A 15,005-nucleotide genomic window follows, 5' to 3' on the forward strand; every position below is an offset into this window, starting at 1 on the left:
GATGCCGATCCTGCACTGGTCGCCCCGCTCGCCCTATGTCCGCAAAGCGATGGTCGCGCTGCACGAGAAAGGCCTGGCCGACAAGGTCGAGACCGTGCGCACCCATGCCGATCCGATGATCCCGCATGAGGGGCTGATGGCCATCAACCCGTTATCGAAAATTCCGACGCTGGAGCTCGAAGACGGGCGCGTGCTGTTCGACAGCCACGTCGTCTGCGAATGGGCCGATCTGGAAAGCGTCGAGGGCCCGACGCTCTTTCCCGCCGATCCCGGCGCGCGCCTGGAAGCGGAGCGCGACGAGGCGCTTGGGACGGGCCTTCTGGATGTCGCCCTGCCCTGGCTGGTGGAGCTGAAGATGCGTCCCGAGGCGCAACGATCCGCGCAAATGCTCGAGGTCTATCGGACCAAGATGAACAGGGTCGCCGACTGGCTGGAGGGCCACGCCGCGCGGCTGACCGGGCGGCCTTTCGACATTGGCCATGTCAGCATCGGCGTCGCGTTGTGCTATCTTGATTTCCGCTTCGACGCAGAGAATTGGCGCAACGGCCGCCCCGCGCTCGCAAGATGGCACGAGAGCTTCAGAGCACGCCGCTCCGTTCAGGCCACGACATTTCGAGACGATCCGCGCCCGACCTGATCCGCCCCGTCTGCCTTGCAGCACAATCTACTGTTTGCGCGCGAATTTGCGGGTCACTTCCAGGAAGTGCATCACCTGCGGTGCGCGATTGTCGAGCCGCGCATGCACGGTCAGTCCGGTGCCGGGATTATACCCTTTGTAGGGCCGGAAGATCACGCCGGGCCGCTGGGTGCGCGAGACTGATTGCGGCACGACGGCGATCCCCACACCGACCGAGACGAGGCTGATCGCAGATTGGAAATCCTGCGCCAGATCGACCGCCTTCGGCTTGAAGCCTTCGCGCGCGCAGATATCGAGCACCTTGTCGGCATAGCTGGGGCGAGGTTTGCGCGGATAGAGCACGAAGGTCTGATCGGCCAGATCTGCAAAACGGATCTCCAGCTGCGTCCCGAGCTCGGAATTGTCGGGCAAAGCCAGGATCAACGGCTCTGTGCACAACGGCTCACGCCGAAACTCCTCGTCATCGAGCACAGGCCGCGCGACCGCGATATCGATCTCCCGGCTGATCAGCGCGGTCTGCAATTCGGCGTTGTTCATCGCCGAGAGCTGCAATTCGACCTCCGGATAGAACGACCGATAGGATTTGATCAGCGTCGGCAGCACACCATGCGACGCAGAGCCCACAAAGGCGATGCGCAGACGCCCAGACGCCCCCGAACCCACCATCTTCGTTTCGCGATAGGCCGCGTCGAGACGTTCGAGCAGCTGGCGTGCGTGGTCTTGCAGAACCTCGCCCGCCTGCGTGAGACGGATCTGACTGCGCGAGCGGTCGAACAGCTGAACCTCCAGCTCGGCCTCCAGCGCCGCAATCTGGCGCGACAGCGGCGGCTGCGCGATATCGAGCCGGTTCGCGGCCCGCCCGAAATGCAATTCCTCGGCCACTGCGAGAAAGTATTTCAGTCGCTTGAAGTCCATTCCCATATTCCCTCCCGTTGATACCATATAGGTCATAACGGAGCCCTCCTCACTATCGAAAAAGGTATCAGACAATGCCGGGCGCAACGCAAAAGTCGCACCCGGCCGGGAAGGTTCAGAACACCTTCAGAAGGCGTAACTCGGCCACGTAGTCATTCTTGAAGCCACCGTCGACATGCACATCCTTGGCCAGCATCCCCTGAACCTGCAGGGTCGGGCTAACGAAGGTATTGGCGTAGAGGCGCAGCTGGTCGCGCTCGGTGCGCTGGCCGGTATCGACGCCGTTCACCTTGACCTTGCCGCCCCGCTGGGAGGACACGCCGAAGGAAACGGAAGTCTTCTGTCCGAATTGCTTGCGCAGATAGGCCTGCACCTGCGGCGCGGGGGAGCGCTCGATCTTGTCACCGTTCTCGGTGTGATCCCTGGTCAGTGCCACGTCCGCGACCATGTCGAGATAGACGCCGCCGCCAAGCCCCTGGATGAGGCCGATCTGGGGCGTCAGCGTCCAGGTGCCCGAACCCGCGCTGACCTTGGCTGCGTCATAATTTCCCGTGGGCGCGGTGAGAAAGGCGGTGAGGCCCAGTGTCGTGCCGGTCTCGGGGTTCGAAGGCTGCACCGGCCAGACCGAGAAACCCAGCGTCAGATCGCCGATCCCTTGCGCCTTGGGCATATCGGCCCCGCCGATCCGCGCGCTCTCGAACCCCACCACGGGCAAGACCGCCTGATAGAGCGCGGGCATCCCGAAGGCTTGCGAATAATGCAGCCCGCGCAGGACCATCACATTCGCCTCGATCTTCGAGTCCGGCACCTTGCCGCCGCCGATCTCGAAGGTTCCCGAGCTCTGATGCTGGAAATAGAGCAGACCGATATTCGTGCCCGAGGGCATGATCGCGTAATCCCCCGGGGCCACGTCGATCGCATGGGCCGGCATTGCGGCAAGCGTCATCAGCGCGCTCAAAGCGAGCGCGGCGCGTTTCGTCTTCATAGGTTTCCCTCCCTTGTGTTCGCTGATCCGGTCGTTCCGGGCGGCGGGCTCCTCTTCCCGTGGCCTGGTCCGGCTTTCCGCGCGCCTATGGGTCCGGCGCGCGGAAAGGATTTCGTCAGGCGCTCTCCTTCAGCAGGCCGCGTTCGCGCGCCATTGTCATCGCGGTGTCCTGGATCATGTCTTCCTGACCGCCGATCATCTTCTTGCGGCCCAGCTCGACAAGAATATCGCGCGCCGGGATGCCAAAGCGTTCAGCCGCGCGCTTCGCAGGCAGCAGGAAGGTCGAGTAGACCCCGGCAAAGCCAAGCGTCAGGGCCTCGCGGTCGGCGCGGACAACGTGATCCATGAACGGCACCACGACATCCTCGGCCAGATCCATCAGCGCGAAGGTGTCCGAACCGGTCTCGATCTCCATCCGGTCGCAGACCGCAGCCAGCACCTCGATGGGCGCATTGCCCGCCCCCGCGCCGAGCCCCGCCAGCGAGGCGTCGATCCGGGTCGCGCCCGCACCGATCGCGGCGATCGAATTCGCGATACCGAGGCCAAGGTTATGGTGGCCATGGAAGCCGATCTCGGTCTCCGGTTTCAGCGCATCACGCATCATCGAGATCGCGTGGGTGACCTCATGGGTCAGCATCGCGCCCGCCGAGTCGGTGACATAGACGGTGTTCGCGCCGTAGCTCTCCATCAGGAGCGCCTGTTCCGTCAGCCCTTCGGCCGAGTTCAGATGCGACATCATCAGGAAGCCCGAAGCATCCATCCCGAGCTTGCGCGCGAAGGCGATATGCTGCGGCGAGGTGTCGGCCTCGGTGCAATGGGTCGCGACATGGACCGAACGCGCGCCGCACTCATAGGCCTCTTCGAGCTCCTTCATCGTGCCCAGACCCGGGATCAGCAGCACCGAAATCGTCGCCTGCTTCACCACCTCGGCCACCGCCGAGATATATTCCGCGTTCGAGGCGAGCGCGCGGCCATGCTGGATCGAGTTGCCACCGAGCCCCGCGCCATGGGTGACCTGCATGTAAGGCACGCCAGCTTCGTCCAACCCCTTGGCGATCTTGACCATCATCTCGACGGGGATCTGCTCGCGCTTGGCATGCATCCCGTCGCGCAGAGACATGTCGTGCAGTTTGACCTTCAGGCCTTCCATGCCCGATTTCGCTTTTTCATGGGTCATTGTGCCGGCTCCAGTTTCTTGAGTTCCATCGCCCCGTCGAGGATCCGTTCGGCGAACATCTCGGCAGTGCGTGCGGCGGCCGCCGTCATGATGTCGAGATTGCCCGCATAGGTCGGCAGGTAGTCGCCAAGCCCCGCGACCTCCATGAAAACCGCGACGCGGTTGCCGTCGAAATCGGGGCCATTCACCAGCTTGTAGCCGGGCACGTAGAGTCGCACCTGCGCGATCATTTCCTTGACCGATCTGGTGATCGCCTCCCGGTCCGGCTCGCCCTCGACCTCGCAATAGATCGTGTTGCGCATGATCATCGGCGGATCGGCAGGGTTGATGATGGCCAGCGCCTTGCCCTTCTTCGCGCCCCCCACTTTCTCGATCGCGTTCGAGGTGGTGAAGGTGAATTCATCAAGGTTTGCCCGCGTGCCCGGCCCGATGGATTTCGAGGAGAGCGAGGCGATGATCTCGGCATATTCGACCGTCTGAACCGCACCCACGGCCGAGACGATCGGGATCGTCGCCTGACCGGCGCAGGAGATCATGTTGACGTTCATCGGCGTCGCTTTCGCCAGATCACCGAGGTTCACCGGCGGCACGCAGAGCGGGCCGATCGCTGCGGGCGTCAGATCGACCATGAACACGCCCAGCTCATTGAGCTTGCGCGAATTTTCCGCATGGACATAGGCCGAGGTCGCGTCGAAGGCGATCTGGATGCAGTCTTCCTCGACATGCGGCAGCAGGCCGTCGACACCCTCATGAGTGACCTTCAGCCCCTTTTCCTTTGCGCGCTTGAGGCCGTCGGAATTGGGGTCGATCCCGACCATCCAGACGGGCTCCAGCACCTCGGAGCGCAGCAGCTTGAACATCAGGTCGGTCCCGATATTTCCCGACCCGATCAGGGCACATTTGATCTTGCGCATCTTCATCCTCCTTGGCTCGGAATCACTCGGTGAATGTCACCGTGATCGAGCCCATCTCGTAAAATCTCGCGGTAATGGAATCGCCGGGTTTGACCGCCACGGCGGCGGTGATCGCGCCAGCCATCACGAAGCTGCCCACGGGCAGCACCTCCCCCATGTCGTGCAAAACGCCGACCAGCATCGCGATCGCCTCGGCCGGATGACCCAGCACCTCGGCGCCAGCACCGATCTGGGCGATCTCGCCGTTATGCTCCAGCACGACCCCCACCGTGCGCAGATCGAGCGCGTCGGGGCGGATCATCCGCCCGCCCGGCACGAAGCGTGCCGAGCTGGAATTGTCGGCCAGTACCGATTCCAGATCGAACTTGAACCCGGTGAAGCGGCTATCGATCACTTCCAGCGCAGGCTGGACGTAATCGGTTGCGGCCAGTACCTCTTCGCGGGTGACCTTGCCCGACAGTTCCTTGTTGGTGACGAAAGCGATCTCGGCCTCGACACGCGGGTGGATCATGTCCGACACCGTGATCTTCGAGTTCGCCGGACGCTCCATCGCATCGGTCAGGAAGCCCACGCCGGGGGTCGAGACCCCCATCTGCGCCATTTTCGGTTTCGAGGTCAGGCCCGCTTTCCAACCGATCACCCGCTCGCCCTTCTTCTCCAGATTGCGCCGCAGCGCGGTCTGGACGCGATAGGCGTCGGCGATGGTCAGATCGGGATAATCCTCGGTCAGCTTGCGGATCGGCGTCGCGTAACGCTGCGCAGTCTCGACGCGCTCGGCCATGCGGATGATTGCTTCGTCATCGACGCTCTTCGGTTGATCGAGGCTCATACCATCGCCCTCCCGGCAAAACGCATCTCGCACGAGCCGATGCCCGCGATTTCACAGGTGAAGTGATCGCCATCCGTGACGGCCAGCAGCGGTGCCTGCGCGCCCGACAGGATGATTTCCCCGGCCTTCAGCGGAATACCCAGACGGCCCAGCGTATTGGCGAGCCACGCGACCGCCATCACCGGCGAGCCCTGCACCGCGGCCCCTGCCCCGGTGGCGACCACTTCGCCGTTCTTCTCGATCACCATGCCCGCAAGGCTCAGGTCCAGATCGCGCGGATCGGCCTTGGCATCGCCCAGCACGAACACGCCGCAAGAGGCGTTGTCGGCCACGGAGTCCTGGATCTTGATTTTCCAGTCGTCGAAACGGGTATCGACGATCTCGAAACAGGGCGTCACGTAGTCTGTGGCGCGGATCACATCCGTCACCGTCACGCCCGGCCCGATCAGGTCCTCTTTCAGCCGAAAGGCCAGCTCGCCTTCCAGACGCGGCTGCATCAGCGTCGACAGGTCGATCGTCGCGCCGTCCTCGAACAGCATGCGCTTCGTCACCTGCCCGAAATCGGGCTGGTAGACGCCGAGCGCGTCCTGAATGGCGCGACTTGTCAGGCCGATCTTCTTGCCGACCACCTCGTCGCCCGCCGCCAGACGCCGCTCGAGCATCCGCAGCTGGATACGATAGGCGTCTTCGATATCGCTCTCGGGTTCGAGCGCGCTGATCTTCTGGGTCGGTCGGCCCGAGCGCAGCGCTTCGTAAAGCGCATCGCCCAAGCTTTCGATCTTGGTGCTGTCCAGCATGTATCCTCCGTCGCAACCCTCTCCTGCATCGGTCTTGCAAAACCGATGCGGGCTACCTCCGGATCAAGGCTAAGACCGTGGCGCGATACGCTCCAATACTTTGATGGGCGGGGCTTGATACGGGTTTTGCATCGCCCCTCCGATTATCATCATGCAAAAACGGTATCGAGCATGGGCCACAAAAGCATTGGCGAGTATCGCGCGGCCTCCTTAGCTTGTCGCGCAAGAGATGTCTTACGGGAGGACGACATGACCACGCACAAGCTTTTCATCGACGGCGAGTATCGCGCCGCGAAATCGGGCAAGACCTTCGACAAGATTTCCCCCTCGACCGGCAAGAAGATCGCCGATGTGCATGAGGCTCTGACCGAGGATGTGAATGACGCAGTGGAAGCTGCGGCGGCGGCACTCGAAGGCCCTTGGGGCAAGATGCCCAAGACCGAGCGCTGCGACCTGCTGATGAAGCTCGCCGACGCGATCGACGCACGCAAGGCCGACTTCATGGAGGCCGAAGTGCAGGATACAGGCCACACGCGCGGTTTCGCCGAGAAGGTCGAGATCCCGCGCGGCGCGGCCAATTTCCGCATCTTCGCGGAGATGCTGAAGAACACCGGCGGCGAGTATTTCCACATGGACACCCATGACGGAACGGGCGCGGCCAATCTCGAACTGCACCGCCCGAAAGGCGTGATCGGGGTGATCTCGCCCTGGAACGCGCCGTTCCTCCTGATGACGTGGAAAGTCGGCCCGGCGCTGGCCTGCGGCAACACCGTGGTCGTGAAACCGTCCGAGGAAAGCCCCGCCACCGCGACCTTGCTGGGCGAGGTGATGAACGAGGTGGGCATCCCGAAGGGCGTCTATAACGTGATCCACGGCTTCGGCCCTGCAAGCGCGGGCGAGCTGCTGACCCAGCACCCGAAGGTCAACGGCATCACCTTCACCGGCGAGACCCGCACCGGCGAGGCGATCATGAAACAGGCCGCGGTGGGTCTACGCGACGTCTCCTTCGAGCTCGGCGGCAAGAACCCTGCCATCGTCTTCGCCGACGCCGATATGGACAAGGCGATCGAGGTCACGATGCGCTCGTGCTTTGCCAATACCGGGCAGGTCTGCCTCGGCACCGAGCGGATCTATGTCGAACGGCCCGTGTTCGACGAGTTCGTCTCGCGCCTGAAAGCGGGCGCGGAAGGTCTCAAGCAAGGCGGCCCGGATACCGATGGCGCGACCATCGGCCCTCTGATCTCGGCCGAGCATCGCGAGAAGGTACTGAGCTATTACAAGAAGGCCGCCGATCTGGGCGCCACCATCGTCACCGGCGGTGGTGTGCCCGACTTCCCCGAAGGCGATTACCGCAACGGCGGGTTCTTCGTCGAGCCGACGATCTGGACCGGACTTCCTGAAGACAGCCCGATCGTCCAGGAAGAAATCTTCGGCCCCTGCTGTCACATCCAGCCCTTCGACACCGAAGAAGAGGTGATCGCGATGGCCAATGACACGAATTACGGCCTCTCGGCCACGATCCTCACCGAGAACCTCGGTCGCGCGCATCGCGTCGGCGGAAAGATGGAGGTCGGGCTCGTCTGGGTGAATTCGTGGTTCCTGCGCGACCTGCGCACCGCATTCGGTGGTTCGAAGTCGTCGGGCATCGGGCGCGAAGGCGGGGTGCATTCGCTCGAATTCTACACCGAGCGGACGAACCTCTGCCTCAAGCTTTGAGCGTCCTCCCCCGTCTCAACGCTTGCGCGCGCGTCCCGGCTTGCCCGGAGCGCGCGCGTTCGCGTAACTGTGAAAGCGGAAAGGGAGAGCCATGAACCTGCGCCAGCTTCGCTATTTCATCGCCGTGGCCGAGGAGCTGCATTTCGGCCGCGCGGCCGAACGGTTGCATGTCTCCCAGCCCCCGATCACGCGCCAGATCCAGGCGCTGGAGGAACAACTTGGCGCGCAGCTCTTCAACCGCACCCCGCGCGGGGTCGAGCTGACACAGGCAGGCGCGCTGTTTCTCGATGAGGCGCGCAATATCGTGGGGCTGCTCGATCAGGCGGCCGACCGGGTGCACCGGGCCTCCGAAGGCGGTCTGGGACGGCTCGACATCGCGATCTTCGGCACCGCGATCCTCAGTTTCATTCCGCGCATCATCCTCGAATTCAAACGCCGCTATCCGGATGTGAAAGTGGTGATGCATGCGCTCAACAAGACGGCACAGATCGAAGCCTTGCAGAACCGCTCGATCGATCTCGGCTTCAACCGGATGCTGACCCCGGTGCCGGGACTGGCGATCGAGGAACTGGCCTCCGAACCGCTCTACGCCGTCGTTCCCGATCCCGGCCCCCTTGCCGGACGCAGTTCGATGCGGCTATCCGAGCTGTCGCAAGAGCCGATGCTGCTCTTCCCGGCAAGCCGCGCGCAGGGCTTCGTCGAGAAGGTGACGGGGCTGTGCCACGAGGCGGGATTTGCGCCCAATGTCGCACAGGTCGTGGGTGACGGCTTCACCGCCATGGCGCTCGTCGCGGCCGGTTTCGGGGTTTGTCTGGTGCCAGCCTCGATCACGAGCGTGATCATGGAAGGCGTGAAATGCATCCCGCTCGAGGGTATGGACAAGAGCGCGCGGGTCGACATCTCGTGCATCTATCGCGAAGCTGACCCCTCTCCGATCCTCGCCAATTTCCTCGAAGTGGCGCGCGGCTTAACGCATTGAAATCAAACACTTAACGCAAGACTTTCGACCCTCTCGAGAAAGTTCTCACCCGCGCCCCGGCGCGGCGCAACGCGTTGCGCATGACCTTAGACACGATGCGCAATAGGTATCGAGACAGGGATCAAATGGTATTTGATTGCATCGCTCCTCTTGCCCAATCTCGACCCATGGGCGCGTTCAGGAGGACCGGATCATCCGGAAAAGAGCGCGGGCCAGCGAAGAGGAGCATCATGCCGGTAATTCAGATTCACCTGATGGAAGGCCGCACCGAGGCGCAGAAGGAAGCGCTCATGCGTGAAGTCACGCGCGCAGCCGTCGATACGCTCGGCGTCAAACCGGAATCGGTGCGCATCCTTCTTCAGGAACTCCGTTCGGGCCATTTCGCGGTCGCGGGCGAACCGAAATATGTCGAGGAGGCGGGCAAGCGCGCCGGGTCGTCCTCGAATGGAACGGGTCAGGCCAACGGGCACGAGAACGCCACGGCCAATTGAGCCAAGCAGAACAGCTTTAGGGAGGAACCATGAGCTTTCAGGAACAAATCCACGACGTCGCGCAGCTTGCCTGCGTTGAACTTTTCACCCCCAAATTCGAGGAGAGCTTCTGGTTCTTCCACGACGTGCTGGGCATGACCCCGACCGAGGATGACGGCAAGTCCTGCTATCTGCGCGGCTACGAGGATCGCTACCACCATTCGCTGAAACTGACCCGTTCGGACAAGGCCGGGATCGGCATGGTGGGCTGGCGCGCGTCCTCGCCGCAAGCGCTCGAGCGCCGCGTGGCGGCCATCGAGGCGTCGGGCAGCCCCGGCAAATGGGTCGAGGGCCACAAGGGCTATGGCAAGGCTTACGAGTTCACCACGCCTGACGGCCACAAGCAGCACCTGTTCTGGGAGGTCGAGTATTACGAAGCCCCGGCGGAGATGAAATCGAAGCTGCTCTCGCGCGCCCAGAAGCGCCCGTTGCGCGGCGTGCCGGTGCGCCGCCTTGACCACGTCAACCTGCTCTGCTCGGACGTGACCAAGAACGGCAAGTTCTTGCAGGACAATCTAGGCTTCCTGAAGCGTGAAAACGTGGTCTTCGGTGGTCAGGACGAACTCGCTGCCTGGTTCTCGGTCAGCCCGCTCGTTCATGAAGTGGCCTTCACCAAGGATCAGGCCGGTCCGGGCAACCGCCTGCACCATGTCGCCTTCTGGTACGGCAATCAGGGGCAGATGCTCGATCTCGCCGACATCTTGCAGGAATACGATGTCACCATCGAGGCGGGTCCGGCAAAGCACGGCGTGTCGCAGGCTTACTTCATGTATGTCTACGAGCCCGGCGGCAACCGCATCGAGCTCTTCGGTGACACCGGCTACCTGATCTTCGACCCGGACTGGAAGACCCTGACCTGGGACGAGAGCAACTTCTTCAACGGTGGCGGCGTCTGGTTCGGCGGCGAGCTTCCGCAGGACTTCTTCGTCTACGGCACTCCGATCGTCGAGGCCGCCATGGCCGAGGCCGAGGAGACGGGAGCAGTCACCGAACCCGCCGAGTAATTCCCCTCAGTCCCCCGGAAACTGGCCACCTCTTCGTGAGGTGGCCTTTTTCGTTTGCCTGCGGCTGCCCACGGGGCTGATTGCCCCTGCGCCGGGAGAAACGCGCTGTCGTCATCTGAGGTATCATGCCGGTAAGCCCTGATACCCTCAGGGTATGTTCCCTTTCTCCCGGTTTGCGCGCTACAACTGCCGCAAAGAGGGAGGCATTCATGCAGTCAGTAAGCCATTGCGGTGTAACGCTCCACATTCGCGATGAGGGTCCGCGCGACGGGCGCGTCGTGATGTTCGGCAATTCTCTGGGCAGCGATCTGCGGCTCTGGGAAGGGCTGATCCCCCTACTCCCCGAGGGGCTGCGGCTGGTTCGTTTCGACAAGCGCGGGCATGGGCTCTCGGATTGCCCTCCGGGGCCGTATTCGATCGAAGACCTTTCGGGCGATGCGGCCGCGATCTGCGACGCGCTGGAGCTGCGCGACGTGACCTTCGTCGGCCTCTCGATCGGCGGGCTGATCGGGCAGAGCCTCGCCGCACGCCGCCCCGATCTTCTGCGCGCACTGGTGCTGATGGATACGGGCGCCAGGATCGGCGCGCCCGATATGTGGCAGCAGCGGATCGACGCGGTACGGCGCGACGGCATCGCAAGCATCTCCGATGCAATCCTCGCGCGCTGGTTCGCGCCCGGGTTTGAGAAAGCTACCCCCACCACATTCGCGCTGTGCCGCAACATGCTCGAACGCGGGCCGGATGAAGGTTACGCGGGCTGTTGCGCGGCAATTGCCGGGGCCGACCTGACCGAGAGCACAGCCAAACTCACGCTACCCGTCATGGCGATGGCAGGGGCACAAGATGCCTCGACCCCGCCCGATCTGGTGCGCGCCACGGCGGCCCTGTGCGGGGCGGAGTTTCACGAGATCGCGGATGCGGGCCACCTGCCTTGCGTCGAAAAACCCGAGGTTGTCGCGGCGCTGCTGAAAGACTTTCTGGGCAGAACCTGAGCGGGCAGGCACCCGCTCAGGGTTTTGTGCCGGGGGACGTCACCGCGCTTTGGCGGCGGCCCCGCTCACACCGCTTCGAGTGCGATGGCGATGCCCTGCCCGACGCCGATGCACATCGTGGCGAGCGCCCGGCTCCCCTTGCGTCGCACCAGCTCCAGCGCCGCCGTGCCGGTGATGCGCGCCCCCGACATGCCCAAGGGATGCCCCAGGGCGATCGCGCCGCCGTTCGGATTGACGCGCGGATCATCATCGGCGATGCCGAGATCGCGCAGTGTCGCCAGTCCCTGGCTTGCGAAGGCCTCGTTCAGCTCGATCACGTCGAAGGCGTCTTGCGTAAGCCCCAACCGCGCCATCAGCTTTTTAGACGCAGGTGCAGGGCCGAACCCCATGATCCGCGGCGCCACGCCAGCCACCGCCCCGCCCGAGATCTTCACCAGCGGGGTCAGCCCATGCGCCTTCACCGCCGCCTCCGAGGCTATGATCAGCGCCGCTGCGCCATCATTCACGCCCGACGCATTGCCCGCCGTGACCGTACCGTCAGGCCGCACGATGGGCCGCAGCTTCGCCAGCGCCTCGAGCGTGGTGCCAGCGCGCGGGTGCTCGTCGGCATCCACGACCACCGGATCGCCCTTGCGCTGCGCGATCGTCACCGGCGTGATCTCCGAAGCCAGTCGGCCCTCGCTCATTGCCGCCGCAGCACGGTCCTGCGAGCGCAGCGCGAAAGCGTCCTGATCTTCGCGGCTGACGCCGAAATCATCGGCCACGTTCTCCGCCGTCTCGGGCATCGAGTCGACGCCATGCATCTCCTTCATCAGCTTGTTCACGAAACGCCAGCCGATCGTCGTGTCATAGACCGCATTGGCGCGACTGTAGGCGGCCTCGGCCTTCGGCATCACGAAGGGCGCGCGGCTCATGCTCTCGACGCCGCCCGCGATCACCAGATCGGCCTCGCCCGCCTTGACCGCGCGCGCCGCCGTCAGGATCGCATCCATCCCCGAGCCACAAAGCCGGTTGATCGTGGTTCCCGGCACCGCCACGGGAAGCCCCGCGAGCAGCGCCGACATGCGCGCCACGTTGCGGTTGTCTTCCCCCGCCTGGTTCGCACAGCCGAAGATAACGTCATCGACCGCCTCCCAATCGACACCCGAATTGCGCGCCATCAGCGCGCGCAGCGGGATCGCCCCGAGATCATCGGCACGCACCGAGGCCAGCGCGCCGCCGAAACGGCCGATCGGGGTTCGAATGTAGTCGCAGATATAAGCGTCACGCATGTCAGAGCTCCGGACAGATCAGGTCTTCCACCGGGGCTGTCACGTGCAGCTTCGCCCCGGTGAGATTTTGCAGGTTTTCCATCGTGATCGCGGGCAGCTTCTCGCGCAGCACGAAGCGCCCGCCTTCGATGTCGATCACGGCAAGCGAGCTGTAGACCCGCGTCACGCAACCCACGCCGGTCAGCGGCAGCGAGCAGCGCTCGACGAGTTTCGGCTGCCCCTTCTTGGTGACGTGATCGGTGATCACCGCGACCCGCTTGGCCCCGTGCACCAGATCCATCGCGCCGCCCACCGCCGGAACGCCCTTGGGCCCCGTCGACCAGTTCGCGAGATCGCCCGTCTCGGCCACCTCGTAAGCCCCGAGGATCGCGACATCGAGATGCCCCCCGCGGACCATCGCGAAACTGTCTGCATGGTGGAAGAACGCGGTGCCGGGCTTGAGCGTGATCGCCTTCTTGCCAGCGTTGATCAGATCCCAATCCTCTTCGCCGGGCTCGGGGGCGCCGCCAAATCCCAGAACGCCGTTCTCGGTGTGAAAGATCGCCTCGCGGCCCGGCGGCTGGAAGCGCGCGACCATCTCGGGAAAGCCGATCCCGAGGTTCACATAGGCGCCGTCCGCGATATCCTGCGCGGCGCGCCAGGCGATCTGTGCATTGCTCAGTTTCTCGGTCATGGGTGATGGGCTCCGGCGCGGTTCAGCTCTTCTTCCTGGGCGGGATTGGCGACCTCGATGATCGCATCCACGAAGATGCCCGGGGTGACGATATGTTCGGGATCGATGGCGCCTGGCTCGACAGCATGGCTCACCTGAACCACCGTCCTCGCGGCTGCGCTCGCCATCAGCGGCGAGAAATTGCGCGCCGCCATCCGATAGGTGAGATTGCCCAGGGCATCGCCCAGCTCGGCCTTGATCAGCGCATGATCGGCTTTGAGCCAACGCTCCATGACGTAGTCGAGCCCCTCGAACTGCTGCACTGGCTTTCCCTCGGCCAGATCGGTACCGACGGAGGTCGGCGTGAAGAAAGCCGGGATACCCGCGCCACCCGCGCGGATCCGCTCGGCCAGCGTGCCCTGCGGCACCAACTCCAGCTCGATTTCACCCGCGAGATAGGCCTGGGTGAACACCGTCGGATCGGCCGAGCGCGGGAAAGAGCAGATCATCTTCTTGACCATGCCCTGTTCGATCATCGCGGCGATGCCGACATGGCCGTTGCCTGCGTTGTTGTTGATCACGGTCAGCCCCTTGGGCGATCCGGTCTCGATGAAGCGGTCGATCAGGGCGTGGATCAGTTCGATCGGCGCGCCCGAGCCGCCAAAGCCGCCGATCATCACCGTGGCGCCATCCTGGATATCGGCCACGGCCTCGGTCAGCGAGGAAAGTCTCTTGTCCATATGCGGTCCTCCTGCGGCTTTCGATCTAGACCCGCCTGGAAAACGCTTCCACGAATTTCGTGCGCATATTGACATTTGTTCATATAGCGCAAAAACCTGTTCGCATGTTGAACAAACCGACCGATTTCATCGCTTCCTTCGCCAAGGGCCTGCGCGTCATCGAATGTTTCGGGGCAGAGACACCCCGGCTGTCCATCGCCGAGGTTGCGCAAGCCACGGGCTTCGACCGGGCCACCGCGCGGCGCTGCCTGCTGACGCTGCATGCCGAGGGCTATGCCGATTACGATGGGAAGTTCTTCACACTGACGCCGAAGGTCCTGCGGCTTGGCATGGGGGCGCTGGCCTCGCTGCCGCTGCCGCAGGTGGTGCAGCCCTGGCTCGATCAGCTGACCGACCGGATCGGGCAAAGCTGCTCTGTCTCGATCCTCGACGGGACCGAGATCGTCTATCTCGCCCGCGCGGCCCAACGCCGGGTAATGTCGATCGGGCTGATGCCGGGATCGCGCCTGCCTGCGCATTGCACCTCGATGGGGCGCGTTCTGCTGGCCGCGCTCCCCGAAGATGAGGCCCGCGCCCGTATCGCCGCCTCGGACCTCACGCCGCGCACGAGCTTCAGCCTCACCGACCCCGAGGAGATCATGGCACGGATCACGCAGGTCCGCCGGGACGGTTTCGCCGTGATCGATCAGGAGGTGGAGATCGGCCTGCGCTCGCTCGCCGTGCCGCTTTACGACACGCATGGCCGGATCATCGCCGCGCTCAATACCGGCCTCGCGGCAAGTGCCGAGCCTGCCGGGACGCTGGTCGAGACCTACCTGCCCGAACTGCACCGCGTTCAAGCAGGGCTGCGCCGGGTGCTGCGCTAGA

At 64.0% G+C, this 15,005-nt stretch carries 16 protein-coding genes; 7 read left to right on the plus strand and 9 right to left on the minus strand.

Annotated elements, in window-relative coordinates; all coding sequences use genetic code 11:
* Position 1: 1 nt before the first annotated feature.
* Positions 2–637: a glutathione S-transferase N-terminal domain-containing protein gene (locus tag BMI90_RS09665; protein ID WP_078528820.1), complete on the plus strand. Its 636-nt coding sequence runs from the start codon at positions 2–4 to the stop codon at positions 635–637.
* 27 nt (positions 638–664) lie between these two features.
* Here BMI90_RS09665 and BMI90_RS09670 read toward each other — a convergent pair whose 3' ends face one another.
* The 6 genes from BMI90_RS09670 to BMI90_RS09695 all read right to left on the minus strand — a co-directional run bounded on the left by BMI90_RS09670 (position 665) and on the right by BMI90_RS09695 (position 6,254).
* A complete protein-coding gene (locus BMI90_RS09670) occupies positions 665–1,552 on the minus strand; it encodes a LysR family transcriptional regulator (protein ID WP_078528822.1) in 888 nt (295 codons plus the stop codon).
* A gap of 115 nt (positions 1,553–1,667) precedes the next feature.
* The gene (locus tag BMI90_RS09675) at positions 1,668–2,537 is read right to left on the minus strand and encodes a transporter (RefSeq protein ID WP_078528824.1); all 870 of its coding nucleotides are present in this window, start codon (positions 2,535–2,537) and stop codon (positions 1,668–1,670) included.
* A gap of 115 nt (positions 2,538–2,652) precedes the next feature.
* On the minus strand, positions 2,653–3,714 hold the full coding sequence (dmpG, locus tag BMI90_RS09680) for a 4-hydroxy-2-oxovalerate aldolase (protein WP_078528826.1): 1,062 nt from the start codon (positions 3,712–3,714) through the stop codon (positions 2,653–2,655).
* On the minus strand, positions 3,711–4,628 hold the full coding sequence (locus tag BMI90_RS09685) for an acetaldehyde dehydrogenase (acetylating) (protein ID WP_078529024.1): 918 nt from the start codon (positions 4,626–4,628) through the stop codon (positions 3,711–3,713). The genes dmpG and BMI90_RS09685 overlap by 4 nt, the downstream gene beginning before the upstream one ends.
* A 22-nt stretch (positions 4,629–4,650) precedes the next feature.
* Positions 4,651–5,457 carry a 2-oxo-3-hexenedioate decarboxylase gene (dmpH, locus tag BMI90_RS09690; protein WP_078528828.1) on the minus strand — a complete coding sequence of 269 codons (807 nt, stop codon included), beginning with the start codon at positions 5,455–5,457 and terminating at the stop codon, positions 4,651–4,653.
* Positions 5,454–6,254 (minus strand): fumarylacetoacetate hydrolase family protein, encoded by an 801-nt coding sequence (locus BMI90_RS09695; protein ID WP_281491812.1) that lies wholly within the window; start codon positions 6,252–6,254, stop codon positions 5,454–5,456. Before BMI90_RS09695 ends, dmpH begins: the two co-directional genes overlap by 4 nt.
* A 249-nt stretch (positions 6,255–6,503) precedes the next feature.
* Here BMI90_RS09695 and BMI90_RS09700 point away from each other — a divergent pair, with 249 nt between their 5' ends.
* The 5 genes from BMI90_RS09700 (at position 6,504) to pcaD (ending at position 11,475) form a co-directional block, all read left to right on the plus strand.
* The gene (locus BMI90_RS09700) at positions 6,504–7,970 is read left to right on the plus strand and encodes a 2-hydroxymuconic semialdehyde dehydrogenase (protein WP_078528830.1); all 1,467 of its coding nucleotides are present in this window, start codon (positions 6,504–6,506) and stop codon (positions 7,968–7,970) included.
* Positions 7,971–8,061: 91 nt separating this feature from the next.
* Positions 8,062–8,949: a LysR family transcriptional regulator gene (locus BMI90_RS09705; protein ID WP_078528832.1), complete on the plus strand. Its 888-nt coding sequence runs from the start codon at positions 8,062–8,064 to the stop codon at positions 8,947–8,949.
* Between the two features lie 230 nt (positions 8,950–9,179).
* Positions 9,180–9,440, plus strand: a complete 261-nt coding sequence (locus BMI90_RS09710; protein WP_078528834.1) for a 2-hydroxymuconate tautomerase — start codon at positions 9,180–9,182, stop codon at positions 9,438–9,440.
* A gap of 29 nt (positions 9,441–9,469) precedes the next feature.
* Entirely contained in the window at positions 9,470–10,483 is a 1,014-nt protein-coding gene (locus BMI90_RS09715) for a catechol 2,3-dioxygenase (protein WP_078528836.1), read from the plus strand.
* A gap of 209 nt (positions 10,484–10,692) precedes the next feature.
* Positions 10,693–11,475 carry a 3-oxoadipate enol-lactonase gene (gene pcaD / locus BMI90_RS09720; protein WP_078528838.1) on the plus strand — a complete coding sequence of 261 codons (783 nt, stop codon included), beginning with the start codon at positions 10,693–10,695 and terminating at the stop codon, positions 11,473–11,475.
* A 65-nt stretch (positions 11,476–11,540) separates the two neighbouring features.
* Here pcaD and pcaF read toward each other — a convergent pair whose 3' ends face one another.
* From pcaF to BMI90_RS09735, 3 genes are read right to left on the minus strand one after another with little or no spacing between them, the layout of a single operon-like run.
* Positions 11,541–12,746, minus strand: a complete 1,206-nt coding sequence (pcaF, locus tag BMI90_RS09725) for a 3-oxoadipyl-CoA thiolase (RefSeq protein WP_078528840.1) — start codon at positions 12,744–12,746, stop codon at positions 11,541–11,543.
* Position 12,747: 1 nt separating this feature from the next.
* Entirely contained in the window at positions 12,748–13,419 is a 672-nt protein-coding gene (locus BMI90_RS09730) for a 3-oxoacid CoA-transferase subunit B (RefSeq protein ID WP_078528842.1), read from the minus strand.
* Entirely contained in the window at positions 13,416–14,138 is a 723-nt protein-coding gene (locus tag BMI90_RS09735) for a 3-oxoacid CoA-transferase subunit A (RefSeq protein ID WP_078528843.1), read from the minus strand. Before BMI90_RS09735 ends, BMI90_RS09730 begins: the two co-directional genes overlap by 4 nt.
* A 104-nt stretch (positions 14,139–14,242) precedes the next feature.
* Between BMI90_RS09735 and BMI90_RS09740 the strand changes: the two genes are divergently transcribed.
* Positions 14,243–15,004: an IclR family transcriptional regulator C-terminal domain-containing protein gene (locus tag BMI90_RS09740; protein WP_078528844.1), complete on the plus strand. Its 762-nt coding sequence runs from the start codon at positions 14,243–14,245 to the stop codon at positions 15,002–15,004.
* Position 15,005 lies beyond the last annotated feature (1 nt).

The organism is Thioclava sp. L04-15 (assembly GCF_002020275.1).
In the GTDB taxonomy this organism is placed as follows: Bacteria; Pseudomonadota; Alphaproteobacteria; order Rhodobacterales; family Rhodobacteraceae; genus Thioclava; species Thioclava marina.

Excerpts from the sequence above, each read along its gene's own strand:
- pcaF (WP_078528840.1), bottom strand. The coding sequence starts at position 12,746 with ATGCGTGACGCTTATATCTGCGACTACATTCGAACCCCGATCGGCCGT.
- BMI90_RS09740 (WP_078528844.1), top strand. The coding sequence starts at position 14,243 with ATGTTGAACAAACCGACCGATTTCATCGCTTCCTTCGCCAAGGGCCTG.
- BMI90_RS09710 (WP_078528834.1), top strand. The coding sequence starts at position 9,180 with ATGCCGGTAATTCAGATTCACCTGATGGAAGGCCGCACCGAGGCGCAG.
- BMI90_RS09730 (WP_078528842.1), bottom strand. The coding sequence starts at position 13,419 with ATGACCGAGAAACTGAGCAATGCACAGATCGCCTGGCGCGCCGCGCAG.
- BMI90_RS09700 (WP_078528830.1), top strand. The coding sequence starts at position 6,504 with ATGACCACGCACAAGCTTTTCATCGACGGCGAGTATCGCGCCGCGAAA.
- BMI90_RS09685 (WP_078529024.1), bottom strand. The coding sequence starts at position 4,628 with ATGCGCAAGATCAAATGTGCCCTGATCGGGTCGGGAAATATCGGGACC.
- dmpH (WP_078528828.1), bottom strand. The coding sequence starts at position 5,457 with ATGAGCCTCGATCAACCGAAGAGCGTCGATGACGAAGCAATCATCCGC.
- BMI90_RS09705 (WP_078528832.1), top strand. The coding sequence starts at position 8,062 with ATGAACCTGCGCCAGCTTCGCTATTTCATCGCCGTGGCCGAGGAGCTG.
- BMI90_RS09735 (WP_078528843.1), bottom strand. The coding sequence starts at position 14,138 with ATGGACAAGAGACTTTCCTCGCTGACCGAGGCCGTGGCCGATATCCAG.
- BMI90_RS09670 (WP_078528822.1), bottom strand. The coding sequence starts at position 1,552 with ATGGACTTCAAGCGACTGAAATACTTTCTCGCAGTGGCCGAGGAATTG.
- dmpG (WP_078528826.1), bottom strand. The coding sequence starts at position 3,714 with ATGACCCATGAAAAAGCGAAATCGGGCATGGAAGGCCTGAAGGTCAAA.
- BMI90_RS09715 (WP_078528836.1), top strand. The coding sequence starts at position 9,470 with ATGAGCTTTCAGGAACAAATCCACGACGTCGCGCAGCTTGCCTGCGTT.
- pcaD (WP_078528838.1), top strand. The coding sequence starts at position 10,693 with ATGCAGTCAGTAAGCCATTGCGGTGTAACGCTCCACATTCGCGATGAG.
- BMI90_RS09695 (WP_281491812.1), bottom strand. The coding sequence starts at position 6,254 with ATGCTGGACAGCACCAAGATCGAAAGCTTGGGCGATGCGCTTTACGAA.
- BMI90_RS09675 (WP_078528824.1), bottom strand. The coding sequence starts at position 2,537 with ATGAAGACGAAACGCGCCGCGCTCGCTTTGAGCGCGCTGATGACGCTT.
- BMI90_RS09665 (WP_078528820.1), top strand. The coding sequence starts at position 2 with ATGCCGATCCTGCACTGGTCGCCCCGCTCGCCCTATGTCCGCAAAGCG.